The sequence below is a fragment of the Cronbergia sp. UHCC 0137 genome, assembly GCF_034932285.1.
In the GTDB taxonomy this organism is placed as follows: domain Bacteria; phylum Cyanobacteriota; class Cyanobacteriia; order Cyanobacteriales; family Nostocaceae; genus Cronbergia.
In genome coordinates, this window is the sequence record NZ_JAYGHC010000019.1 from 31,367 (window position 1) to 55,113 (window position 23,747).

General features: G+C 38.3%; 29 protein-coding genes and 1 pseudogene. 15 read left to right on the plus strand and 15 right to left on the minus strand.

The window, feature by feature from the left end; all coding sequences use genetic code 11:
- Window positions 1-29: 29 nt before the first annotated feature.
- Window positions 30-1,094, plus strand: coding sequence for a hypothetical protein (locus VB711_RS11625; protein ID WP_323286171.1), 1,065 nt, complete (start codon window positions 30-32; stop codon window positions 1,092-1,094).
- Here VB711_RS11625 and VB711_RS11630 read toward each other — a convergent pair.
- The gene (locus VB711_RS11630) at window positions 1,077-1,982 is read right to left on the minus strand and encodes a glutaminase (RefSeq protein WP_323286172.1); all 906 of its coding nucleotides are present in this window, start codon (window positions 1,980-1,982) and stop codon (window positions 1,077-1,079) included. The two genes, VB711_RS11625 and VB711_RS11630, sit on opposite strands and share 18 nt — an antisense overlap.
- A gap of 190 nt (window positions 1,983-2,172) precedes the next feature.
- Here VB711_RS11630 and VB711_RS11635 point away from each other — a divergent pair, with 190 nt between their 5' ends.
- Both VB711_RS11635 and VB711_RS11640 read left to right on the plus strand, forming a co-directional pair.
- On the plus strand, window positions 2,173-2,589 hold the full coding sequence (locus VB711_RS11635) for a KGK domain-containing protein (protein ID WP_323286173.1): 417 nt from the start codon (window positions 2,173-2,175) through the stop codon (window positions 2,587-2,589).
- Between the two features lie 59 nt (window positions 2,590-2,648).
- Window positions 2,649-2,906, plus strand: a pseudogene (locus VB711_RS11640) (amidase family protein); the annotation flags it as partial.
- Between the two features lie 21 nt (window positions 2,907-2,927).
- On the opposite strand, the gene VB711_RS11645 reads toward VB711_RS11640, so the two are convergent.
- Both VB711_RS11645 and VB711_RS11650 read right to left on the minus strand, forming a co-directional pair.
- Window positions 2,928-3,731 carry an anti-sigma factor gene (locus VB711_RS11645; RefSeq protein WP_323286174.1) on the minus strand — a complete coding sequence of 268 codons (804 nt, stop codon included), beginning with the start codon at window positions 3,729-3,731 and terminating at the stop codon, window positions 2,928-2,930.
- Entirely contained in the window at window positions 3,724-4,329 is a 606-nt protein-coding gene (locus VB711_RS11650; RefSeq protein WP_323286175.1) for a sigma-70 family RNA polymerase sigma factor, read from the minus strand. Before VB711_RS11650 ends, VB711_RS11645 begins: the two co-directional genes overlap by 8 nt.
- Before the next feature lie 316 nt (window positions 4,330-4,645).
- Here VB711_RS11650 and VB711_RS11655 point away from each other — a divergent pair, with 316 nt between their 5' ends.
- The 6 genes from VB711_RS11655 (at window position 4,646) to VB711_RS11680 (ending at window position 11,933) form a co-directional block, all read left to right on the plus strand.
- Window positions 4,646-5,161, plus strand: a complete 516-nt coding sequence (locus tag VB711_RS11655) for a thioredoxin family protein (RefSeq protein WP_323286176.1) — start codon at window positions 4,646-4,648, stop codon at window positions 5,159-5,161.
- 74 nt (window positions 5,162-5,235) lie between these two features.
- Window positions 5,236-6,087 carry a cytochrome c biogenesis CcdA family protein gene (locus VB711_RS11660; protein ID WP_323286177.1) on the plus strand — a complete coding sequence of 284 codons (852 nt, stop codon included), beginning with the start codon at window positions 5,236-5,238 and terminating at the stop codon, window positions 6,085-6,087.
- Between the two features lie 35 nt (window positions 6,088-6,122).
- On the plus strand, window positions 6,123-6,311 hold the full coding sequence (locus VB711_RS11665; RefSeq protein WP_323286178.1) for a DUF4089 domain-containing protein: 189 nt from the start codon (window positions 6,123-6,125) through the stop codon (window positions 6,309-6,311).
- Complete coding sequence (locus VB711_RS11670) at window positions 6,308-7,684, plus strand: AtzE family amidohydrolase (RefSeq protein WP_323286179.1); 1,377 nt, start codon at window positions 6,308-6,310, stop codon at window positions 7,682-7,684. Before VB711_RS11665 ends, VB711_RS11670 begins: the two co-directional genes overlap by 4 nt.
- 332 nt (window positions 7,685-8,016) lie before the next feature.
- Window positions 8,017-11,274, plus strand: coding sequence for a glycoside hydrolase family 15 protein (locus VB711_RS11675; protein WP_323286182.1), 3,258 nt, complete (start codon window positions 8,017-8,019; stop codon window positions 11,272-11,274).
- 317 nt (window positions 11,275-11,591) lie between these two features.
- Window positions 11,592-11,933, plus strand: a complete 342-nt coding sequence (locus tag VB711_RS11680) for a hypothetical protein (protein WP_323286183.1) — start codon at window positions 11,592-11,594, stop codon at window positions 11,931-11,933.
- A gap of 386 nt (window positions 11,934-12,319) precedes the next feature.
- Here VB711_RS11680 and VB711_RS11685 read toward each other — a convergent pair whose 3' ends face one another.
- The 3 genes from VB711_RS11685 to VB711_RS11695 form a co-directional block, all read right to left on the minus strand.
- The gene (locus tag VB711_RS11685; RefSeq protein ID WP_323286184.1) at window positions 12,320-12,448 is read right to left on the minus strand and encodes a DUF3368 domain-containing protein; all 129 of its coding nucleotides are present in this window, start codon (window positions 12,446-12,448) and stop codon (window positions 12,320-12,322) included.
- A gap of 76 nt (window positions 12,449-12,524) precedes the next feature.
- Window positions 12,525-12,785, minus strand: a complete 261-nt coding sequence (locus VB711_RS11690; protein WP_323286185.1) for a UPF0175 family protein — start codon at window positions 12,783-12,785, stop codon at window positions 12,525-12,527.
- Window positions 12,786-12,832: 47 nt separating this feature from the next.
- Window positions 12,833-12,976: a hypothetical protein gene (locus VB711_RS11695; protein ID WP_323286186.1), complete on the minus strand. Its 144-nt coding sequence runs from the start codon at window positions 12,974-12,976 to the stop codon at window positions 12,833-12,835.
- 341 nt (window positions 12,977-13,317) lie between these two features.
- Between VB711_RS11695 and VB711_RS11700 the strand changes: the two genes are divergently transcribed.
- Window positions 13,318-13,605: a type II toxin-antitoxin system HigB family toxin gene (locus VB711_RS11700; RefSeq protein ID WP_323286187.1), complete on the plus strand. Its 288-nt coding sequence runs from the start codon at window positions 13,318-13,320 to the stop codon at window positions 13,603-13,605.
- On the plus strand, window positions 13,593-14,048 hold the full coding sequence (locus tag VB711_RS11705) for a transcriptional regulator (protein WP_323286188.1): 456 nt from the start codon (window positions 13,593-13,595) through the stop codon (window positions 14,046-14,048). Before VB711_RS11700 ends, VB711_RS11705 begins: the two co-directional genes overlap by 13 nt.
- 87 nt (window positions 14,049-14,135) lie before the next feature.
- Here VB711_RS11705 and VB711_RS11715 read toward each other — a convergent pair whose 3' ends face one another.
- Window positions 14,136-14,750, minus strand: coding sequence for a Uma2 family endonuclease (locus tag VB711_RS11715; protein ID WP_323286190.1), 615 nt, complete (start codon window positions 14,748-14,750; stop codon window positions 14,136-14,138).
- Here VB711_RS11715 and VB711_RS11720 point away from each other — a divergent pair.
- Window positions 14,742-14,900, plus strand: coding sequence for a hypothetical protein (locus VB711_RS11720; protein WP_323286192.1), 159 nt, complete (start codon window positions 14,742-14,744; stop codon window positions 14,898-14,900). The two genes, VB711_RS11715 and VB711_RS11720, sit on opposite strands and share 9 nt — an antisense overlap.
- A gap of 19 nt (window positions 14,901-14,919) precedes the next feature.
- On the opposite strand, the gene VB711_RS11725 is transcribed toward VB711_RS11720, so the two are convergent.
- Genes VB711_RS11725 through VB711_RS11745 form a run of 5 tightly spaced genes read right to left on the minus strand, consistent with a single transcriptional unit; the run spans window position 14,920 to window position 18,707 of the window.
- Window positions 14,920-16,008, minus strand: a complete 1,089-nt coding sequence (locus VB711_RS11725; protein WP_323286193.1) for an AI-2E family transporter — start codon at window positions 16,006-16,008, stop codon at window positions 14,920-14,922.
- A gap of 5 nt (window positions 16,009-16,013) precedes the next feature.
- On the minus strand, window positions 16,014-16,442 hold the full coding sequence (locus VB711_RS11730) for an NUDIX hydrolase (protein ID WP_323286194.1): 429 nt from the start codon (window positions 16,440-16,442) through the stop codon (window positions 16,014-16,016).
- Entirely contained in the window at window positions 16,443-16,781 is a 339-nt protein-coding gene (locus VB711_RS11735) for a hypothetical protein (RefSeq protein WP_323286195.1), read from the minus strand.
- 52 nt (window positions 16,782-16,833) lie between these two features.
- Entirely contained in the window at window positions 16,834-17,586 is a 753-nt protein-coding gene (locus VB711_RS11740) for a hypothetical protein (protein WP_323286196.1), read from the minus strand.
- Window positions 17,583-18,707: an AAA family ATPase gene (locus VB711_RS11745; RefSeq protein ID WP_323286197.1), complete on the minus strand. Its 1,125-nt coding sequence runs from the start codon at window positions 18,705-18,707 to the stop codon at window positions 17,583-17,585. Before VB711_RS11745 ends, VB711_RS11740 begins: the two co-directional genes overlap by 4 nt.
- A 219-nt stretch (window positions 18,708-18,926) precedes the next feature.
- Between VB711_RS11745 and folD the strand changes: the two genes are divergently transcribed.
- From folD to VB711_RS11760, 3 genes are all read left to right on the plus strand, one after another.
- Entirely contained in the window at window positions 18,927-19,805 is an 879-nt protein-coding gene (gene folD, locus VB711_RS11750; protein WP_323286198.1) for a bifunctional methylenetetrahydrofolate dehydrogenase/methenyltetrahydrofolate cyclohydrolase FolD, read from the plus strand.
- A gap of 78 nt (window positions 19,806-19,883) precedes the next feature.
- Window positions 19,884-20,813 (plus strand): geranylgeranyl diphosphate synthase CrtE, encoded by a 930-nt coding sequence (gene crtE, locus VB711_RS11755; RefSeq protein ID WP_323286199.1) that lies wholly within the window; start codon window positions 19,884-19,886, stop codon window positions 20,811-20,813.
- Between the two features lie 273 nt (window positions 20,814-21,086).
- A complete protein-coding gene (locus VB711_RS11760; RefSeq protein ID WP_323286200.1) occupies window positions 21,087-21,542 on the plus strand; it encodes a divergent PAP2 family protein in 456 nt (151 codons plus the stop codon).
- A 316-nt stretch (window positions 21,543-21,858) separates the two neighbouring features.
- On the opposite strand, the gene VB711_RS11765 is transcribed toward VB711_RS11760, so the two are convergent.
- The 3 genes from VB711_RS11765 to VB711_RS11775 are packed head-to-tail and all read right to left on the minus strand — an operon-like array spanning window position 21,859 to window position 23,726.
- Window positions 21,859-22,779 (minus strand): NAD(+) kinase, encoded by a 921-nt coding sequence (locus VB711_RS11765; RefSeq protein ID WP_323286201.1) that lies wholly within the window; start codon window positions 22,777-22,779, stop codon window positions 21,859-21,861.
- 6 nt (window positions 22,780-22,785) lie between these two features.
- Window positions 22,786-23,091 (minus strand): NADH-quinone oxidoreductase subunit NuoK, encoded by a 306-nt coding sequence (gene nuoK / locus VB711_RS11770; RefSeq protein WP_323286202.1) that lies wholly within the window; start codon window positions 23,089-23,091, stop codon window positions 22,786-22,788.
- A gap of 17 nt (window positions 23,092-23,108) precedes the next feature.
- Window positions 23,109-23,726: an NADH-quinone oxidoreductase subunit J gene (locus VB711_RS11775; RefSeq protein ID WP_323286203.1), complete on the minus strand. Its 618-nt coding sequence runs from the start codon at window positions 23,724-23,726 to the stop codon at window positions 23,109-23,111.
- Window positions 23,727-23,747 lie beyond the last annotated feature (21 nt).

Below are 23,747 nucleotides of genomic sequence, written 5' to 3' on the forward strand. Positions count from 1 at the left end.
CTGGAGGTTTCGCGGTTTTTAAATGGGTAATGACTTTTTTGGTGATTGTAAGTTTAAGCGGTTGTGTTGAAAAGGCTGTCAGTGAGGATGTATCTATTGACTATGAAGAAAGTCAGCAACTCATTTCCCAAGTTTTTCGACAGTTTACGGAAACTGCCCCACCAGAAATTATCCAAGAACTAGCCCCTAGTTTGGAAGTCTATCAACCACAGGTAACTATCCTGACCCCTCAACCAGATGAAGTTCTCCAGGACAATATAGTTAAGGTCAGTTTGCAAGTTAAGGATTTACCCATCTTTAAAGACCCGCAATGGCAACTAGGACCCCATTTGCACCTAATTCTTGATAATCAGCCTTATATGGCTGTTTACGACATAAGTCAGCCGATGATTTTATCAGATTTGTCTGCTGGTACTCATACGTTGCGTGTCTTTGCTTCTCGTCCTTGGGATGAAAGTTTTAAAAATGAAGGTGCTTATGCCCAAACAACTTTTCATGTTTTTACTAAAACGGACGATAATAATCCTAATCCCAATTTACCTATTCTCACTTACAGCCGTCCCAAGGATAGCTATGGTGCAGAACCAATTATGTTGGATTTTTACCTAACTAATGCGCCTTTACATATTCTTGCTGAAGAAAATACTGAGAATGAATTTAGTGATTGGCGTATTCGTTACACGATTAATGGCGAAAGTCTTGTTCTTGACCGTTGGCAAACATTATATCTCAAGGGTTTTAAAATCGGTAAAAATTGGTTAAAGTTGGAATTTTTGGATAATCAAGGTAATCCTGTTAAAAATGTCTTTAACAGCACTTCGAGAATAATTACCTATGAACCTGAAGGTAAGGATACGCTTTCCAGAATTGTCAGAGGTGAACTTACTGCTGATCAGGTGCGCGGAATTGTTGATGCGGGTTATACTACTAAAGTTCTCCCTCAAGTGGAAAAATTACCAGTTCCAGAAATTCAAGTTGAACCGGAAATAAAAGCGACTCCTGTTCCTCAAGTGGAAAAGTTCCCAGTTCCAAAACCAGAATCTACTCCTACTCTAGACATGGAACCTACACCAAAGTTAGCTGAAAATACTTAATTGTAATTCTTGCGATAAAATTTGAGTCAATGCTAGACCCGCTACAGAATTACCTGTACTATCTAAGTTGGGACTATAGCAGGCGATCGCTACCTGGTCTGGTATTATTGCTAACAATGCCCCACTGATGCCTGATTTCATTGGTAGACCGATTTTAACGGCAAACTTGGCAGAGTCTTCGTAGAGTCCACAGGTTAACATCAATGCGTTGACGATTTGCCGATTTTGCAACTTGACAAAATTGCTTTCACAAGCTAAGAGTTTTCCTAATAAAGCTAAGTCTGCCACTTTTCCAGAAATACAACATATTTCTTCGTAAATGTCAAGGGCTAGATTAATATCTTTGATGTGTCCGTTGTAGTGGAGATGGTGAGCGATCGCTATATTAGCACTAGAGTGAGTAGAACGAACTGAATCCAACATTTTTTGATCTAACTCAAGTTGACAACCGGCTAATTTATTTAACCATTGACAAAATAATTGTGTGGGTTCTTTTCCTGGTAATTTATCAGCAAGGGTAATTGCACCACTATTAATCATCGGGTTGCGGGGATATCCATTGTCAGCAATTAACTGTTCTAAAGAGTTAAAAGGTTGATCAGATGGTTCAATTCCCACCCACTTTAAAACCTCTTCTACTCCTACTTGTTCCAGCAGATAAAGTAAAGAAAAGGGTTTAATCAAACTCATCAAAGGAAATACACAATCTGTATCTCCTTGAGTGTAGGTTTCTCCTGATTTACAGCAGATGTGAACAGCAAACCAGTCAGGATTTGCCAAAGCTAAAAAGGGTATACGTTGCATAATATTTCCCTTTACTGCTTGACTTTTTGCTTCTTTTACCCAGGTGGATAATTTTTCAGTTGTTAATTTGTGAAGTTTTATCAAAACCTTAATCTCAATTTTAAAATATACAATCTAAAATTAGTATAATTTATTGTGATTGTTGTATGTGGCAATTTTAATGCAAGTGAGGTACACGAAAAAAGATTTAACCGCAGATGAACGTGGATAAACGCAGATAGTTTTGTACTTCATTCGATTAGGAAACGCCATATCCTAATTTAGGAAAATAGATATGACTGATAAATTTATTCCGTTAGAATGTGATGATGATATCATACAGATTTCGGCAGATAGTTTTACGGTAGGTAGATTAAAAGATCTTGTGATTCATGGAGTTCAAATCAAGAAATCAAATTTGAGCAATAATGTTGATATTGATACTAGCCATTGCATTAGCCATTTAAATAATTTTAAAATTTATGATCAAATTATTGCTGTAGATATTATGCAGTTGAGAACTGTAAGAGAATGTCAGTTATTAAAAGTTGGTGGTAAAGGTTGGCAAAAGGGTAGAATTAAAATAAATCTCTCAATTTTACCTGATAGAAGATCTATGAAGTATAGTGTTGATTTGGAATTTTGTCCTGATGAACCAGAAACACCAGAATCACCACTAGATGATCTTAGAAAAAGCTTAAATAATGAGTAAATAGGGAATTTTCTAAAATGGATAATCAAAATTTCAACAGCCAGTAATATGTTCAACAAATGTCTTTGCTATTACAATTACCAATAAATGATGAATATCAAGATGAAGTGATAGTTAAGAACCTTTTTGATATTGCTAGTATAACAACTTTAGTCGGTTAAAAAATCAACGCCAAAAATCCTCCAGCTACACAAAATGCAACTGTAATTAATAGATTAAAACAAGCTGATGCTGTGTTAATTGGGGCGTTAAATATACGATTTGTGACAAAAAATGCCCATTATGCTGCTACTCATAACCCCGATGACTTACAAAAATTTTAATCTCAATTTCAAAACCTACAATAAACTTTGCATCACAATAGTTCCGGTGGGACGAGAGACATTTGAATCTGTTTCTAGTGTGACAACTAACCCAGAAAATTGTGGGTGAGAAAATTCTCTATACATTTGAGTAGTAAATGGTAACTCATAGGAAGTGCTTCCCCAAGAATAGGGCTTTACCTCACCACAAGGTAACTTCTTGCTGGCAATAACTGTCCATAATAAGTAGACATAACCAGGAGGTGGAGCAGACAGATTTTGGAAAACCATCACCGCTTTTTTTTGTTCAGGATTTATCATCATACTCCCTGAAGCTAAATCTGCTGAGTTGACCCCTTTAAAAGTAAATAGTCGTGTTTCATTATTTTGGAGCATTGTTTTCAGAACTTGAGCTTGGGCAAAATCCTGTTGTAAACGCTGGTTTTTTGCTGTGACAATAGCCAGATTTTGACGTAAACGATAATTATCAACCCCTAGAATTACAACAAATAATGCTGCAATACTACCAGCAATTTTTGTCCATCGGAGTAGTTTTTGTTTAGCAATTTCTGCGGTTTTTTCCTTGATATCAGTAGCTTGTCTAGTCGAACTTTCTGCTTGTTGCAGAATTTTTGGTAGGAGATGGGTTGGTACTTCTACCTCAGTGAAGCCATCTAAGACTTGCCGTAAAACTTCTTGCAAATCATCAACTTCGGCAATCAGTTCTGGATATTGATCAAGTAAAAGCCGAAACTGTTCAGCTTCTTCAAGGGTGAGATCATCAACGACAAACCCCGCAGTCAGGTTTTTGATGTGTTCGGGATCAAAAGATTTATTCATACATTGATAAATCAGAATCTAATAAAATGCGCTTGAGTTTTAGTAATCCTTGACGGGTAGCAGTTTTGACTGTGCCTAGAGGGATGTTGATTTGTTTGGCAATTTCTGACTGACTTAATCCTTGGTTATAAGCTAGTTCGATTACTTGGCGTTGCTTTTCGGGTAGTTGTGTTAAAGCATGGTAAATTCGCCCCGATCGCTCTGCAAAACTCGCTTGTTCGACGGGTGTTGGCACTGGTGTTGCCTCATTTGTCATCGTTTGCCCCCATTTTTCTACAAGTTTAAGTTGTCTAGTCCGAGCGCGTAGTTTATCAATAGACCGCGATCGCGCGATCGTCACCAAATACCGCACAAAAAAGCGACAATCTGGATTACTAGATGCTTTGTGCCACAGTGTGAGAAAAATTTCTTGAGTCAAGTCTTCAGCTTCTTGGGAGTTAGCCAGAATTTTCAGAGCTAATCCATAAACTAAGCGACCATGACGAGAAAACAAAATACTGAGTGCCGAAGAGTCGCCATTTTTGAGAGCTACAAATAAAACTTCATCTGTTGCAGATGAAAGTTCTCTGGAATTTGACTTGGGAAATTTATGCTCCATACTGTTGCGAAAACAGGTTTAAATATATACGGAATCACCTCACGTTTCTCCAAGATTGAAACAAGCAACTCGTTCTTCTGGAAAATGCCATCTATTCTAGTGACGACTGACAAAGCGAATTGGATTAGATGCTCGATGCAGATATTTAATTTTAATGTTCCTCCGATTAGGGGGAAGACTTTAAATCCAATTTTGATAATCAATCGTCTTATAAACAGATGCACCACAATGAACTACTCCAGTTCCAATATTGGATCAGCATCGCGCCAACATACTACAAATTAAACACTTTTAGGTTAAGAACAGGAATAATTTTATGCACAAACACGCGAATTTGTTACTCAAAATTTGTTTGAGTAGCCTAGTTTTGACTGGATCTATGGTAGGAATCAACTCAGCTAGTATTTCTGCTGAAGCTGAATCTCAATCATCAATTGCAAAGATTGCTCAGGCAAATTTATCTACTGCTAAGGCTAATGTAGGTGGTCCTCTAGCTAAAGAACTTCAAGGTAAACCACTCGTAGTAGACGTTTTTGCTACTTGGTGTAGTGGCTGCAAGAATATTGCGCCAACTCTCTCTCAATTGAAACAAGAATATTCTGGCAAGGTCAATTTTGTCGTGTTGGATGTAACGGATAAAGCCACCTTTAAACAGACAGAAGCAATGGCCGAAAAATTAGGTTTGGGTAAATTTCTGGAAAATAACAAGAGTAAAACTAGCACTGTAGCGATCGTTGATCCGGCTACTGGCAACATTTTAGCTCTGTATCAAAACAATCCTAACAAGGCTGAATACACCAAAATTCTCAAAACCGCTTTGGCGAAAAATTAATCCAAGTCTGGCTTTGCCTCTATCTTTAGAGGCAAAACTAGCTTTTTATGCTGACGAGTCATTAGGAATTTTTTATGAAACAAATATCTTCATCTTCAACAGAGAAAACCCATTCTCATCGTTTTAAAATATCGAAAAAATGGTTAGTTTATGGTGGATTAGGATTATTCTCCCTGATTATAGTTCTCACCATGGCTCCTGTAATCAGTCACCCTATTGAATACGCGATTTCTATTGTTGAAAACCGTTATCAGCAGTGGTTAAACCAACAGGACACAGCAAATCCTTTGGTATTGTTACCTTTAGCGTTTGTTGGTGGGGTACTTGCTAGTGTATCTCCTTGTATATTGGCACTTTTACCAGTCAACCTGAGTTATATCGGCACATTAAATATTAAATCCCGTTGGGATGCTTTTACTAAGGCTGGTTTGTTTGTTTTGGGAGCAATAACGATTTTAAGTCTGTTTGGCTTGGTGTCATCTTTTGCCGGAGTTGTCATGGTAGAGTACCGAGGCTATATCAATATTGTTGTGGGACTGATTATGGCTGTAATGGGTTTGTGGTTGATGGGAGTGGTAAATATCCCTTTACCACAAATGAATATGAATCTCCCCCAGGCTGGTCCTTATGGGGTAGGGTTGACCTTTGCACTGGTGAGTTCTCCTTGTGCTAGTCCGGTACTGTTTGGGGTGTTAGCCGCAGCAGCAGCAACAGGTTCACAAATATTGGGTACACTGACGATGGTTAGCTACGCTTTAGGTTACACTCTTCTAATTTTCCTGGCGAGTTTATTTACGGGACTGGCGAAACAAAGTAAGCAATTGTTGAAACATTCGGAGGGAATTATCCGCTTTGGTAGTATGGCTCTGATTCTGACTGGGGTATACTACCTGTTTACTGGGACTCAATGGTTTGTAGGAAGTTAGGTTTATTACTGATAATGCTACAGGTATTTATTAAAATGGATAATCAAAATTTTAATACTCAGGAATATGTTAAACAAATGTCTTTGCTATTACAATTACCAATAAATGATGAATATCAAGATGAAGTGATAGCTAATTTTGAAAGAATTAAATCAATTGCAGAAATTGTTAACTCCTTTACTTTACCAGAAGAAATAGAAATTGCCCCCATTTTTAAACCATGAATGATGCTGTATCTATAGCCGCAAATGTTTTATCGAGAAGGATTAGCGCACTCGAAATTACCAAAGCAACTTTAGCCAAAATTGCAACACGAAATCCTGAACTTAATTGTTTTACCGCTATCACCACAGAAACAGCTTTAGCAGATGCAGAACGTATTGATAGAGAAATTTCTCAAGGTAATAATCCTGGTGTATTAGCTGGTGTACCTTTTGCAGTTAAGAACCTTTTTGATATTGCTGGTTTAACAACTTTAGCAGGTTCAAAAATCAACGCCGAAAATCCCCCAGCTACCCAAAATGCAACCGCAATTACTAGGTTAAAACAAGCCGGTGCTGTGTTAATTGGGGCGTTAAATATGGATGAGTACGCTTATGGATTTGTGACAGAAAATGCTCATTATGGTGCTACTCATAACCCCCATGACTTACAACGGGTAGCAGGTGGTTCTTCTGGTGGTTCGGCTGCGGCTGTAGCGGCTGGTTTAGTTCCTCTGGCTTTGGGTTCTGACACAAATGGTTCCATTCGCGTTCCGGCGGCTTTGTGCGGTGTGTTTGGGTTTAAACCGACTTATGGGCGCTTATCCCGTGCTGGTGTGAGTTTATTTTCTAGCAGTTTTGACCATATTGGGGCTTTTGCTGGTTCAGTGCGGGATCTGGCAATGGTGTTTGATTTGCTGCAAGGGGAAGATCCACGAGATCCAGTTTGTACAAAACGCCTTCCTGAGTTATGTTTACCGCAAATTCATCAAGGGGTTGAGGGGATAAGGATAGCGATCGCTCAAGAATATTTTACCAAAAATGCCGCCCCAGAAGTCTTAGCAGCAGTACAAAAAGTAGCTGACGCTTTGGGTGTAACTGAGTATGTAACAATACCAGAAGCTAACCGCGCCCGTGCTGCGGCTTTTGTGATTACAGCCAGTGAAGGCGCGAATCTGCACTTGGAACAATTGAAAAACCGTCCCCAAGACTTTGATCCAGCAACACGTGATCGCTTTTTGGCTGGGGCTTTAATTCCTAGTAATTGGTATTTGCAAGCACAACGGTTTAGGAAATGGTATAGCGATCGCTTGCGGGAAATATTTCAAAATGTTGATATAATTATAGCACCTACTACACCAATCACTGCCCCGTTAATTGGTCAAAAAACCATGATTTTAAATGGAGAAGAAATTCTCGTTCGTCCCCATTTAGGATTATTCACCCAACCATTATCTTTTATTGGTTTACCAGTTTTATCAGTTCCAATTCAGCACCCTAATACTTTACCTCTAGGAGTACAATTAATCGCCGCACCTGATCATGAAGCCTTAATTTTCAGGGTTGCAGCATTTTTGGAAGCACAGAATATTATTTCACCAACTTTTAGATTTTAGCGATCGCTTATTTAATGCTAATATATAGGCGTTGCTGATAGCGTAGCGTGCCGTTAGGCATATAAACCTGATAAATCAAAGGCTTGAAGCTCATAAAAAAGACGATAGTTGCAAGGTTATAGCGTCTTGTGTCTGAAAAACTTTGTACTTTTGTGGGTAGCCAGGGATAAAAAAATGTTTTTAACTCTTCTCCTGACTCCTGACTCCTGACTCCTGACTCCTAGCCCTAACGCAAGGACTTTTTCAGCAAACCCTATATAAAGTCTAGCTTTTGCGAGAATAACCCTGAAATTACAGGGTAAAATTTCCCGAAATCGGTCTAAATTCAGATCATGAAAATCACCAAACCCCTACCAACTCGCTTAGATTTTTACTATCAGCAAATCAAAACTATTATCCTTTCCCGTCAAAATCCCATTACTGGGTTGCTTCCTGCGAGTACAGCGGTGAATGATCATGGTGATTACACGGATGCCTGGGTGCGTGATAATGTTTACAGCATTTTGGGGGTTTGGGGTTTAGCCATAGCTTATCGCAAGGTAGACCACGACGAGGGACGCACCTATGAACTCGAACATAGTATAATCAAGCTGATGCGCGGTTTATTGTTCGCCATGATGAAACAAAGCGCGAAGGTAGAAAAATTTAAGCATACCCAATCTTTACTGGATGGATTACACGCCAAATATAACACGGCGACTGGGGATATTGTCGTAGGTGATGATGAGTGGGGACATCTCCAACTTGATGCTACATCTATATTTTTATTGATGTTGGCGCAAATGACCGCCGCCGGATTATCTATTATTTATACATTAGATGAAGTTAATTTTGTTCAAAATCTTGTATACTACATTGGCAGGGCTTACCGAACTCCAGACTACGGAATTTGGGAACGGGGGAATAAAATTAATCATGGTAGTGCAGAGTTAAACGCTAGTTCCGTCGGTATGGCCAAAGCGGCTTTAGAGGCTATCAACGGACTAAATTTATTTGGGGTGCATGGTGGTCAAACTTCGGTAATTCATGTACTACCGGATGAAATCACCAGGGCGAGAATTACCTTAGAATCATTATTACCGAGGGAATCTGGTTCTAAAGAAGTAGATGGGGCTTTGTTGAGTATTATTAGTTATCCAGCCTTTGCCGTAGAAGATGAACAATTGCGCGATCGCACTTTTAATAAAATTATCACAAAATTGGCTGGAAAATACGGCTGTAAAAGGTTTTTACGAGATGGACACCAAACCGTTTTAGAAGATACCCAACGTCTGCATTATGAACCAGCAGAACTCAAGCAATTTGAAGATATTGAATGTGAATGGCCGTTGTTTTTCACTTATTTAGTTTTGGATGGTTTATTTCGTCAAGATCAAGAACAAGTTAAAAAATATCAAAAACTTTTAAAATCCTTACTTGTAGAACAGGATGGTTTATCTTTATTACCAGAACTGTATTATGTTCCCGAAGAAAACGTAGAAGCGGAAAAAATAGCCCCCCAAACTCAGCCCAGATTACCCAATGAAAATATCCCCTTAGTGTGGGCGCAAAGTTTATATTTTCTGGGTGAAATGTTAAGTGAAGGATTATTAGCAGTTGGTGAAATTGATCCTTTGGGTAGATATTTATGTGTGGGCAAAAGTCGTCAATCTTTAGTACAAATTGCTTTATTAGCCGAAGACGAAGAATTACAAAAAAAGCTAGACGTTCATGGAATTGAAACTCAAACTCCTACCCAAATAGAACCGATTCAGGTAAGGAAAGCTGGTGAACTTTCCCAAATATACACCCAAATTGGACGAAATGATCAACTGGGTTTAACAGGTCGTCCAGTCCGACGGTTACGGAGTTTGACGACATCGAGAATATTTCGGATTTCTGGAGAAAAGATTGTATTTTTACCTTCGTTTCTTGATTCTCAACAATTTTATTTAACTCTAGATTATCATTTTTTGGTAGATCAATTAAAGAGTGAATTAGCCTATATCCAAAAATATTGGAGTGATTTAGGTCGTCCGACTCTGACTTTAATGTTAACTCATACCATGTTAGAAATTGGTTCAGATGCGTTATTAGAATTAATGCAAGAACTGAAAAATGGTGTTTGTAATGGTGTACAAGTAAAATTAGGGCGAATTAATCAATTAATGCTAACAGCAGGAATGCAAACAATTGATTTTATTCATGCGGGAGAATTTGAGCGATCGCCCGTTAAAAATGCCGTACCAAGATGCTATTATTTACCTTATCATCCGGGGAAAAGCTGGCGTTTAGGACACACGCAAGAATTCCAAATGGAATGTGAAACCAACTTGAACTTATTACTGTCCCATTTGCGATCTTCGGAGAATATCTATGAACAAATAGAGTTATTGCAAACATTAAAACGCTTGCAGGGACTAGAATTTGATACTGGTTATGGGGGTCCTGGTCATCCTGTCACCGTAGCAGATTTATTAGATGAAGTATACACCAAAGCCGGAGATTTAGGTATTTGGGCGGTGGTGCGTCGTGCGGCCGGGTTGCGTCAAATGGTGGATATTGGTTTATCTGACGCGGTGACGAGTATGTTGGTACAAGGTAAACAAATTGCAGTCGGGAGGGCTTACAGTGAAGCTTCGCTGTTAATTGTACCCATGTCCCATACAGAAATAGCCGATAAAATTAATCACTTTTGTCGTGAAGATATCCGCGATCGCGTTCTGACTCAGGAGATTTTAATCTATTTGGGTGTGTTAATCAAGTCTGAACCGGAATTATTTCAAGGATTGCTAACCCTGAGAGTTGGTTATTTGATCTTGTTAATTACCAGTGAATTAGCCCAGGAATTGCGGGTTACACAAGATGAGGCTTATGATTATTTAATGCAACTATCGCCCTTTGAGGTGAAAACAAGACTGCATCAAGTATTAACTGGTTATACTTTAATGAGTAGTTTGTTGCGTCAACAGGAATCATTGCACGTCAAGCAAAAAGAAAGTGAGATTGCGTGGGTAGTCAAACCTGCAATTAGTGAAGACATCGAAGTTGCACCAGGAGAATGGCGCAGATTTCGTCAAGGGGAAGGTGCAATTAACCGTGTTCCCAAGGACTTTTTTAAACAAGTTTGGTTATTGATGCAGCAATGCAAAGGGATAGTAATTGGTGATAAATTAGAGCGACGCAATCGGTTAGAAAGTGAGGTGATGCTTTCGGAAATGACTGCGGGGGAAAGGAATTTTGCGTTAAGAATTGAGCATTTGCTGAATAAAATTGAAGCCCCAGAATACCGACAGGTGAATGTAGAAGCCTTAATGGAACTAGCAGCGATCGCTACTAATAATCCTAACTTACAAATTGAGGAATATATTGTTTTAGATGTGTTGATTGGTCATGCTGTGCGGTTAGCGTGGTTAGAACAGTATCCAGAAAAGAGCGATCGCTATGATGAAGATAAGGGTAGCGCGTGGCGATCTTTTTACAACACCTCTCCTAGAGACTGCGCGACGTACATTTTAAAAGCGTTTAGATTCTTAACGGAGTTTTCCTATGATACTAACGAGTCAAATTACCCATCAATTAAAAAAAATAGCGGCAAAGGTCAGGATTGACAATTAAAGCTCAATAAGTGATGATATTAACTGAAAAGAAGCCGATATATTGCTCACTACTTTAACTTAGATAATAATGCTATTACCCCCCCCACAAAATCGCTAGAAACCTTGCTGTAACTGGATTTGCTCTAGGTATCAGTTTAATTTCTGCCCTTACGTCTCCTGCCCATGCCTTTAGTCTTTATAACTTCAGTTTTAGTAATGAAGATGGTGCAGTTAATGGTACTGTCTCTGGGATTATTACTTTACCGGATGGTGATGGTACTTTTGCCGCCTCTGCTGTCAGTATAACCTCTCTTCCCGCCGGACTGGGATTGACTGCACCGGTAGATGCCTTAGCAAATGGCGTTATTGAGAATTTATTTACTGTAGTTGGTGGGAATATTGATAAATCGAATACTAATTTTTTCGGTTTCATTAATGGTAACACTGGACTTTCATTTAACACTTCAATCGCTAGCGGCTCGACCTTTCTTGATCTCTTGAATACTTTTGACTTTGGGGCATCTGGAGTCCTAGATGCAGACAGTTCAACCTTAACTTATTCTTCTGCGGCAACTCCTGTCCCCTTTGAGTTTAGTCCCATTCCGGGCTTAGTTCTATTGGGTGGTGGTTTGGCATGGCGTAGGTTCAGCAAGCACCAAAAAACAGCCTAATCGTCCTTTTTTAGCCGTATGAATTTCCATGTAGAGCCATTCCTTGTATAGGGATTCTCGGCTCTACATTGTTTTTATAGCATCATCTAAACGTGCAAATTGATCACGATATGCGGTGATTTCTTCTGAAGTCAGGGTCATAGAATTAGAAATCATGTTTTTATAAACATACTCACGACTTTACAAAATTAACATCATTTAGCTACAATCTTCCATTATCTAGTAATCAGATTATGATAAAATTTGTTATAAGGCACTGCCAAAAAATAAAGCATTCAACTTTTTAGTGGTGTAGTCATTGGGTAAGGGTTTAGCAATGCTAAACCCCTACGTTTGTGGTCTAGATCGGAACAGTAATGTAGGTTGGGTTGACCTAATTTTTTACACTATTCACCAACTTTTTTAATAGCTTCTTGATAAATTAAATTACTTAAACGAAACTTACCAACAGATTGCAAAGCATCAAGTTGTTCCCTTAAATTAGGAATTAATCCATTTTGTTTAGCCCAGATCAAAATTCCTACCGATTAATTAGCTCTAATTGTCCAATACTACTTAAAGCAATTAAAACCGATGAATTACTAACTGCTTTCATGATAATTTTTTTAAAGTCTCTAAATCTGTTTCTAATTCTTCCAAATCATAACTACGATCAATATTTTCTTGTCCCAATAATTCATGAAATTCCCATTTACTTAATTGCGATAATTCACGGGCTTTACCAAAAGAAAGAATCCCTTTTTGATAAAGTCTAATTGCTAATTCAGTACGGATGCGATCCAGCCGTTCATCAGGAGGTAGACGTAATCCCTCAGTTACTTGATCAGGAATTTCTAAAATTAGTTTACTCATATTTAATAATATACAACTTGTCTTACAATTATAATTCAAATTAATATTTAAAGCAAACTAGAGAGCGATCGCTCGTTAGAACAGACAATTTCAATATTAGGTATAGGATTTGGTGGAGGTGCGATGCCTGCGGCGAGCAAAGCTATCGTTTTTGGTATAGTTACAACACACATTGATAAAATTAATACCATTTCTTTATGAGGCTGCGCTGAATTTTGTAACCTTGTCTTTTCCTCCTCTGTGTTCTCTGTGTCTCTGTGGTTCGTTCCTTTCTAAATTTGGCGCATCTTTATACAGAATTGGTATAACATACCTCTATCAAATATTTCTGTTAATAATCCACCTCATCCCTTCTATGCTTCGCTATTATTAAGCTTTATTGCCACCTTGCTATTTATTGCTTTAGGTTGGCGAATTACTAAATGGAAGAAATAAGATAAAATAAACTTGAACGAATTAAGGATATTGAAGAGGCGATCGCTAGTAATCATATTATGATAGAATTTGCTATAATAGCTTTACAAATCCAGTAATGCACATTATTTCTCGTAAAGTCCTGAGTCAATTCTGGGAAAAATATCCTGATAGTGAAAGTGCGCTAATTCGTTGGTTAAAACTTATCAATTCCAGCACTTTTGAAAATTTTGATGAATTACGTTCTGTTTTTCCTAGTGCTGATATTGTAGGTGATTTAATAGTGTTTAATATTGGTGGTAATAAATATCGCTTGATTACTTCCATTCACTTTAATCGCCAAAAAGTTTACATTCGTTATATCTTAACTCATTCAGAATACGACAAAAATATATGGAAAAATTAACCACCCTTCCCTCAGATATCAATATTCATTGGAATGCTATTTCTCCTTTACTGACAATTCGCAATGAAGAAGAATATGAACAAGCAATTACGAGGTTAAATAATTTGCTTGATGAAATTGGTACTAATGAACAACATCCTCTTTATCATTTATTAGATACATTAGGAACAGTAATTGAGGCTTACGAAACAGAACATTATCCTCTTCCTAATTGTCATAAAAATGATATATTAGCTTATCTAATAGAAGAACATAAACTGAATTTATCAGATTTACCTGAAATTGGTTCATCAGATACCATAAAGGCTATCCTAAACAATAAAAAAACATTGACTTTTAATCAAATTCAACAACTAGCAGAACGTTTTAATGTAAACATTCAAGTGTTTTATGCTTCTATGTATCCTGAAGAAATTGCCTTAGCTATTAAGGAGAACCAATAAGCCTAATGGGTAGTTTGTATGCCGATGAACAATTTCCTTATGTGGTTGTAGAACATTTACGCAATTTTGGGCATGATGTTCTTACTGTTAAATATTACCAGTTTTAAAAATTTGTTCAGCCGTTAAATTCAAACCAGGAAAAGTAGGTGATATTATCCGTTGATTTTCTATAAATTGAGTAACTTGATATTCCCCATCAATTAAAGAATAAATTGATATAGTAGGCTGTTTAGGACTGCCTATATAACGAATACCACCTAAAGCCAAATAATCAATAATCCAATATTCACGAATGCCTATTTCTTCATAATCTTTCAACTTAGTTAAATAATCAACACGCCAATTATTACTAACAACTTCAACCACTAAAGGAATAGAATCACCTTGAGTCACAGTTGATTCCCTTTCCCAAAGTGACTCATTAATCAAATTATCACTATTCAATAACAAAACATCTGGTATATAACCCGATTCACTTCCAGGTGGCTTAACTAAAGCCTGTTTAGGAATAGAGTAATTCAGATTCAATCTATCAAATTCTACAGTTATTTTTCTAGCTGAAAATCCAACAATATCTTCATGTTTTCCTAATGGCTGAGATATTTCAACAATTACTCCATTATGTAACTCATAATGTCCTCCTCCTGGTTTCCAGTCTACAAATTCTGCAAACGTAACTTGTTTTTGTAAGACTTGAATCATGATTTAACCACCTTAGCACTAACAAAGTCAGCCTATATTATTATATACCAAGCCGAGAGCGATCGCTCTTTACAAAAAACAATTCAAATCTTAGATATTGGCTTGATCACACTCTTAGCAACCCCAAGAAAAACATCACAAAATCAGTAAATTTTACCGTACATTAATCCTAAATTCCTGAATTTTGAATCTCCTCCTCCGTCACAACTACCGGATTAAATGCACCTTCACGCCAACTATCAGCTACATCTTTAATAAAACTAGCAATGGGAATTGCTACCAACAAACCTAAAACACCGCCTAATTTCGCTCCTAACAATAAAGAAATTACCACCCAAACAGGATTCAAACCTGTCAAATTTCCTAAAATCCGGGGTGCAATAAAATTAGAATTTATTTGATCAATAGTTACAGCTATACCTAAAACTTCTACCCCTAGCCAAAAATTTTGTAACGCTACTAATAAACTCACAATCCCAATTCCAATTCCTGTACCAAAAGGAAAAAGTGAGAAAAAGCCAATACCAATACCAAAAAGTAATGCTAATGGAACTTTTAACCATAAAAAGGCTAATGTCACCGTTAAAGCCAGTATAGCACCTAATGTAGCCTGACCAATAAAATAATTTTGGAAGTCTTCACGCAGTAATACCCTAACTTTTGTGCCAGTATTTTTAGGAAACCACTTATAAACACCATCCCATAATTGCTCACCATTTAAAATTAAATAAACAGTTAAAACTACTGCTAAGATGACATTAACTAAAACACCAATAGTATCGAAAGCAAAACCCAGAATTTTACCAGTAAAAGACTGAAATTGATTAGATAATTTTTCTAAAAGTTGAGTTGCTAAACCGCTTAAATTCACAGGTAACTGTTGCGTAGCTGCCCAGTTTTGAAATGCCTCTAATTGTTCAGAACCAGAACCTATCCAAGCAGGGAGATAATTAGCTAATTCGTTTAACTGTTCTAAAATTAACGGAATTAAAATTACGCCGACAGCCCCTAAAATTACTACGGTTAATAGTAATACTCCCGCAATGGCTAAGTTACGCGGTACTCCACGTTTATGTAAAAACTGAATAGGATAATCAAGAACAAAAGCTAATAAAATGGCTGAAGAAACTACACTTACTAAAGGCTGAAAGTAGTGTACAAATTGGATTAGTAACCAACCATTCAAAATAATGATAGGAAAAGCCAAGCCTATATTTAACCATTTTTGTGAACCAGTTTGTTTGTTTGCTGTTTGCATCAGAATTATTTTTTATTGATAAAGTCCAGCATAATTTGTTGATGTACATCCCCTAATGGTCTGACTTCTCCGGCTATGGCTGAATAACAATTACCCCGACGAATATCTTCTGATGTTAATAAACCCATATCCCAACCTTCATTTAACACCAATTGGTTTAATTCTACCAGCAAGGGCGCTTGAAAAACATGACGGATGATTTTTTCATCGGGATAAAGGCCAAATTCAGTAAAAGTTGGTAATTCATACCCGATTTCTTCAATAATTTCTCGCTGGAGTGCTATCTCTGGTGTTTCACCAGGTTCGATATGTCCACCAAACAGCGCCCATCTACCAGGTGCAGCAATACCAGGAATGTTATCACGTAGCTGCATCAAATATTGGTTTTCTTGGTAAAGAATAGCAATGCTGACATGAACTGGTTGATGATTCATTTATTCTGCTTCTAAGTAAACTTCCCCATACTCTTTTCCCCCTAAAGGGATACTTTGGTATTTTACCTTACCTTTCAATACTACTTGCTGTCCTAGTTGTAAATTATCTTGTTTTGTCAGTACCCAAATTTTACCTGTTGTGTCATTAATTTGATACGCCCAACGCTGGATCATTGGGGCTTGCTTTTCTATCTTCCCTTCAATGGATACTGTTGCTGATTGGGTTTGTGTGGGTTTAATTTCTCGAATTGGGGTGATATTAACACCTATTTTCAAGTTATTGGGATTAAAATTAGGATTACCACAACTATAAAGTCCAGTTAGGAGAAGGAAAGTCAAAAATAGATTAGATAACTTAAAGGAAAAAACTTTTGTTGGTTGCATTATAAATTTAAAATTCAAGATTTAAAATTGGTATAACTGCTTTTGCGGCGGTGATTAAAGATTGTGTAAAATTAGCATATCCATTTGGACAGGAAGTTTTAACGATCGCTAAATCAATCTTAAAAGCTAAGTTCCATCGAATTTGTAAGGGACGTTGATTGGTGGTTATTTCAGAAAGGTAGGTTGATTCTCTAATTGCTTTGTCTAATAAATCTTTTGTGTTGTCTAGATTTTCTAAGTTTTCTAGTTGTTCAAATCCTGTGCCTAAAATCTGATCAATAGTATGATTATCAGCCATTAACCATGTTTCAAAGTTCCTAATTGCTAGACCGGCCGCACTGCGATCGCTAATTGGTTTATCATTGATATCTAAGTGATTATCACGAATTTTAGCTAAAGCTCCTTTTAATTCAACCTCTCTTTTATATTGTATATCATCGGCATCAACTACAATGACGATCATATCTATCTCTTCTGGTTTCCAAGCAATAACAATCTGTGCTAAATATTTTGGATCTAAAATTGAATATCCGGTACGCAGTCTACAAACTCGACTTTCATTGATTGATGGATGTCTTTGAATAAAATCGCAATCAGGTAATCCAGCATTTTCAAGTTCTCGTCTAATTAAGGTATGCAGTGCGCCTTCATTTTGTCTATCAATTAATTTTCCACCATTTTCTGGTTTTATATAAGGAATACTTGCTCCTAGTTCTGCTTCTCCTTCAGCAATTAACCCAATTCTAATCCGACGGTTCATGCTGGATTTCCTCCAAACACATTTGTAAACCAAAGTTCGCCTAATTCTCCATCATAAGCTTCTAAGGCTTTTTGAAAACGTAGAGAATCTATCGGTAGTTTATGAACTTGAGTTTTACCTTCTTGATCTAACTCAACTGCACGGACTTGATAAGCTTCAACATAATTCAATAATACGGGAGAATGAGTTGTGATTAAAACTTGCACAGGCTTATCATTTATTCCTTCTGTAGAAACTATTTTTAGTAATTCCATCATTTTATGTAGTAGCCACGGATGAACTCCATTTTCTATTTCTTCAAAGCAAATAACACTTGGAGTAGTTTCTTGATACAACGCGGTTAAAAAGGCCAGGATTCTCAATGTTCCATCGGATATGTCGGAAGCAGGAATATGATGTGCTGAATATTTATCAACTAATTCAAGTAAAAAAGTTTGATTTTTGCCACGAGGTAATACTATTTTTTGGATATTAGGAACAAGTCGTGTTAGACGTGCTTCTAGTTCATCAAAACTTGTTCTATTACTGTGCAAGATATCAACTAGAGCATCAGCAATTCCTTCTCCAGTTCTATCCATACTCCCTGCTGATGAACTTTGGCTAGAAAGAGCAACTGGAGAAAAATCATAAACATTAACTTTTTTGAGAGAATTGTCAAGAGCAGAATCACCGTATTTATTCTCAATGAGAGATTCTCTTAAATAATTTGTATATTTTCCTATAAAATCTGTTATGCAAACTGCTCTTTGAAGATAATCAAGGCGAACTGATATATCTGTATCTAAAAGATTTTGATTATTTTCAGAAGGTGTATTTTCTGTTGTAGCAAGGGTACTAACCTCAAAAAAAAGATAATCTGGTTTTCCATGCCAAAATTTAGATTCAAGACTCTGCTGATTTTTGCTTACAGTTTTTAATGATTCTTGGAAGAAGTCGATAATTTCATAATTAATATTTGCACTATTTATAAGTCTTTGAATAAAATCAGAAAATACAGCTAGAGCTTCGCAAATGTTTGATTTACCTGAACCATTGGAACCAATAAATACGGTTAATGGTTCTAAATCTACTTCAACATCAAATAGACTTTTGTAATGTTGTACTTTTAGTTTAGATAACATGACTATAAATTAATTCCAAATTAAACCCAACTTTTTGGTTAAGTTAATGATTATCTTCTATTTTACGATTTATGTGAATTAAAGTAAAGGCTAAAACCTGTAGTATTAAATATGTAAATAGTAACACAAGAAGTTGTAATTTTTGTTTAACAAGAATTGACAAAATTAGATTGTGATGCTAGGGATTGAAGATAAAATAGGAGTATGATCTGGGTGATAATGAACACAAAAACTGCCAAAATCCTGGATGGTAAGGGATTAGCCGAAAAAATTTACACAGAACTTGCAGCGACGATCGCACAATTACAACCTAAAATAGGCAGACCCCCTGGTTTAGCAGTGTTGATGGTTGGTGATAATCCAGCCTCCGCAGCCTATGTTCGCAATAAAGAAAAAGCTTGCGCTCAAGTTGGTATAGCATCATTTGGTCAGCATTTGCCTAGTGAAACCAGTCAAAGTCAACTAGAGGACATTATTAACCAACTGAACCAAGATCAAAGAGTAGATGGAATTTTAGTACAATTACCTTTACCTGATCATTTGGATGCGATCGCTCTTTTGCATCAAATAGCCCCCGACAAAGACGCAGACGGACTACACCCAGTCAACTTGGGACGGTTGGTAAGAAGTGAAACCGGGTTACGCAGTTGTACCCCAGCCGGCGTGATGCGACTATTGGCAGAATATAAAATTTCCCTAGCAGGAAAACAGGCAGTGGTGGTAGGAAGGAGTATTTTGGTAGGTAAGCCAATGGCCTTAATGTTGTTAGAAGCAGATGCCACAGTGACAATTGCTCATTCGCGATCGCACGACTTAAAAGCCATCACCCAAACAGCCGACATTCTCGTAGCTGGAGTCGGTCGTCCTGGACTAATCTCTGCTGATATGGTCAAACCGGGCGCTGTTGTGATAGATGTGGGGATAAATCGTGTCACCGATAGCAAAGGTAAAAGTCGGTTAGTTGGCGATATTGAATTTAGGGCGATCGCTAATGTGGCAGAATATATTACCCCAGTTCCCGGCGGTATTGGACCGATGACAGTAGCTATGTTATTAGAAAATACAGTTTCCAGCTATTTACGGACAACACAAAATTGAGTAAATCAGTGAGTGTTTGAGCGCCACAGCACCGTAAAATTGTGACATAGATCAACAAAAAACTTTAGGAAATGAAGAATGGTAGCAACAGATAACTTCCAAAAACCAACTAAAGAAGCCAAATTTAACCTCGCGGACTATCTAAAAGAGCGACAAAAGCTTTGTGAAACCGCGTTAGATCAGGCCATCCCCATCGTTTATCCAGAAAAGATATACGAAGCCATGCGCTACTCCCTCCTAGCTGGAGGTAAAAGGGTGCGTCCCATTCTCTGCCTTGCTACCAGTGAAATGATTGGTGGCACAATAGAAATGGCCATGCCTACAGCCTGTGCAGTAGAAATGATGCACACCATGTCATTAATTCATGATGACCTACCAGCAATGGATAATGACGATTATCGTCGCGGTAAATTAACAAATCATAAGGTTTACGGCGAAGATATCGCTATTTTAGCAGGGGATGGTTTATTAGCCTTAGCCTTTGAATTTGTCGCCACCCAAACCCCCTCCTGTATACCCAAAGAGAGAGTAGTTCAAGTTTTAGCCCGGTTGGGTAAAGCCTTGGGTGCAGCAGGTTTGGTAGGAGGCCAAGTCGTAGATTTAGAATCGGAAGGTAAGCCAGATATTTCTTTAGAAACCCTGAATTTCATTCATAATCACAAAACAGCCGCCCTGTTAGAAGCCTCTGTGGTTTGTGGTGGAATTATCGCCGGTGCTTCTGTAGAAGAAGTGCAAAAATTAACCCGTTATTCTCAAAATATTGGGCTGGCTTTCCAAATCATTGATGATATTTTAGATATCACAGCTACCCAAGAGCAACTAGGTAAAACCGCCGGGAAAGACTTAAAAGCCCAAAAAGTCACCTATCCCAGCCTTTGGGGACTTGAGGAATCACGGTCTAAAGCACAACAACTGGTAGAAGCAGCTTGTGTAGAATTAGAGTCATTTGGACAAAAAGCCATTCCCCTGCAAGCGATCGCTCACTTTATTAATAGTCGCAATCACTAGGGAAATTTGGGATTTTCGGTTGAATTTTATGGCAACCGCCAAGGCGGTTGGGACATCAATTGTTAGCGCAGCTTGACGTAAGCCATTGATGAAACTCGTTTCACAACAGGGTTTTACTCCTGACTCCTAACTCCGGTCACTGAGCGTAGCCGTAAAGCCTAACGGCATAGCTTACGCTTACCGCGAAGCGTCTCGAAGAGAAGTGCTGACTCCTCCTATACATTTTCCCTCCTTACACCACCAGCTAATATTTAATAACCTAACCAAAATACCATGCAGGACATAGGCGACATTATTAACAACCGCGTGCTGCTGGTTGCTCTTGTAGCTTGTTTTGTGGCTCAAGGATTAAAACTCATTATTGAGATGATCAAACATCGCAAACTTGATGTGCGTGTTTTAGTCACAACCGGAGGTATGCCCAGCGCCCATTCAGCTTTAGTCACAGCTTTAGCCGCAGGTGTTGGTCAAACTATAGGTTGGGCATCCCCTGAATTTGCTGTAGCTATGGTTTTCGCCATCATTGTCATGTATGATGCTGCTGGAGTCCGTCAAGCTGCCGGCAAGCAAGCGCGGATACTCAATCAAATGATTGATGAATTATTTCAAGAAAAACCAGAATTTAGGGAAGACCGTTTGAAGGAATTACTAGGACATACCCCAGTTCAGGTAATAGCTGGATCAATTTTGGGGATAACTATTTATTGGTTAGCTAGATTTGCTTATTAGTAATTCTATGGGGGAAATTGATCTATCTTTAACCTTTGTAGAGGCGTTTACTCAAATGTCTCTACATCTTCTGATTATCTTTTTACAAGATAACATTAAATAAATTCAGGCTCTTGTGTCTGAAAAACCTTGCACTTTTGTGAGCAGCCAGAGATGAAAAAATGTTTTTAACTCTCCTCCTGACTCCTGACTCCTGACTCCTGACTCCTAGCCCTAACGAAAAGACCTTTTCATCAAACCCTACTTAGTCCTTGCTCAATGTGAGATAAAACCCCCGATCGCATCAGGGGCTAAAATAAAAAATACAACATTACTATCAATTACGGTGATTATTATTATAGTGAACCCTCGTTCCAGCCCACAGTAACTTCTCCCGTAAGGTTTGATAGTATGAGTTATTCTCCCGTAAAATAATAAACTTTGCCCGACAATCAGCCATCCGCACATCAACCCGATGTCCTGGCCAAATGGAAGTAGATAATACCCCATCCATCCATAATTTAGTGCTTAAATCATAATCCCCTAACGGCCAAATACTGACCATAGAACCAGGGGGTAACACCAGAGGGCGACTAGAAAGACTCATCGGACAAATAGGAGTGATGGTAATAGCTTCCATCCCATCGTGCATAATTGGTCCATTGGCAGATACAGTGTACCCAGTAGAACCAGTGGGAGTAGAAATAATTAACCCATCACCCACATATTGATCAACCACTTCACCATCAATTTCCATTTCCAGAATTGAAGTGATCATGCGATCGGCAGAAGCAGGTTTAACACAAAACTCATTCAAAGCCAAATAACGTTCAGTTACCGGCTCTAAATTTGAGCCATGACCCTCATATACTGCCGCTTGTAACATCATCCGCCGTTGAATAGCATAGCGATCTTCTAACAAACGATCCCAAACCTTCTCCGGCTCTTGAAACTCGTCTACAGACTCAGTTAAAAAACCCAGATGACCTCCCACATTTACACCGAGAATGGGAATGCCATCTGGGGCTAACTGCCTAGCACCTGTTAGCACAGTACCGTCACCACCAAGCACCAAAGCTAAATCTATTGGTTGACTTGCAGAAGCCAAGAATACCGGATAGGGGTTATCTTTAGGTCCGCTAGGCCCCATCAATACATGGCATCCACGATCTTCTAGTTGTTTAGCACAGAGTTCTGCCCAACGTTTACTTTGGGAGTCTCGTGCTTTATAAGCAATGATTACCTGCTTGAGTTGCACGTACTATTACCACTTCAGGAGATTAAACTGCTCCATATCGACGGTATCACGGTTGCGATAAATGGCCAGCACGATCGCTAAACCAACCGCCGCTTCAGCAGCCGCCACAGTAATCACGAAAACCGTGAAAACCTGACCTTTCATTAATGTTGAGTCAAGGTAGTTGGAAAATGCCATTAAATTCAAATTAACAGCATTCAGCAACAACTCAATTGACATTAGCACCCGCACGGCGTTACGGCTAGTAATCAAGCCATAGATGCCAATACAAAACAAAGCTGCTGCTAATAATAAGAAATACTGGAGTTGCATGAATCTTGTGTTGGTTGTTAGTTGTTGTCAGTATTGCCGCTACCTGCACCTACCATTTCTCTGGGACGTTCTGGCAAGGTCAAAATAGTTTGTGGTAGTTGAGAAGGTGATAGGGTATCAGGCAAATATTCCCGACGTGCCAAAATAATTGCTCCCACCATCGCTATTAGCAACAAAATAGAAGCCAACTCGAAGGGGAGTAAAAAGTCGGTGAAAAAATGTTCACCAATCACAACTATGGAATTTTGACCGGCTACTGGAGGGGCAGAATAAGCCCAAGGAGTTGCTAGTACCATTGTACTTAATAGAACAAATAGTCCTATACTCACTACTCCTGTAATGACTTTCCTTATACCTGCACTAGGTAAGGGGGAAAAGTCCTGGCGCTTGTTCACCAACATGATGGCAAATAAAATCAGTACGTTAATTGCCCCAACGTAAATCAGCACTTGGGCTGCGGCGACGAAATCTCCATTTAGCAATAAGTACAGTCCGGCCATGCTGATAAACACACCACCCAGCATAAAGGCAGAATAGACGATGTTAGAGGCCAGCACTACGCCCAGGGCTGCGCCAATCATCATCACACCTAATATGCCAAATGAAATAATCTGTACTCCTTCTGCTAGATTCACTTTTTTCGATCCTTTGTAATA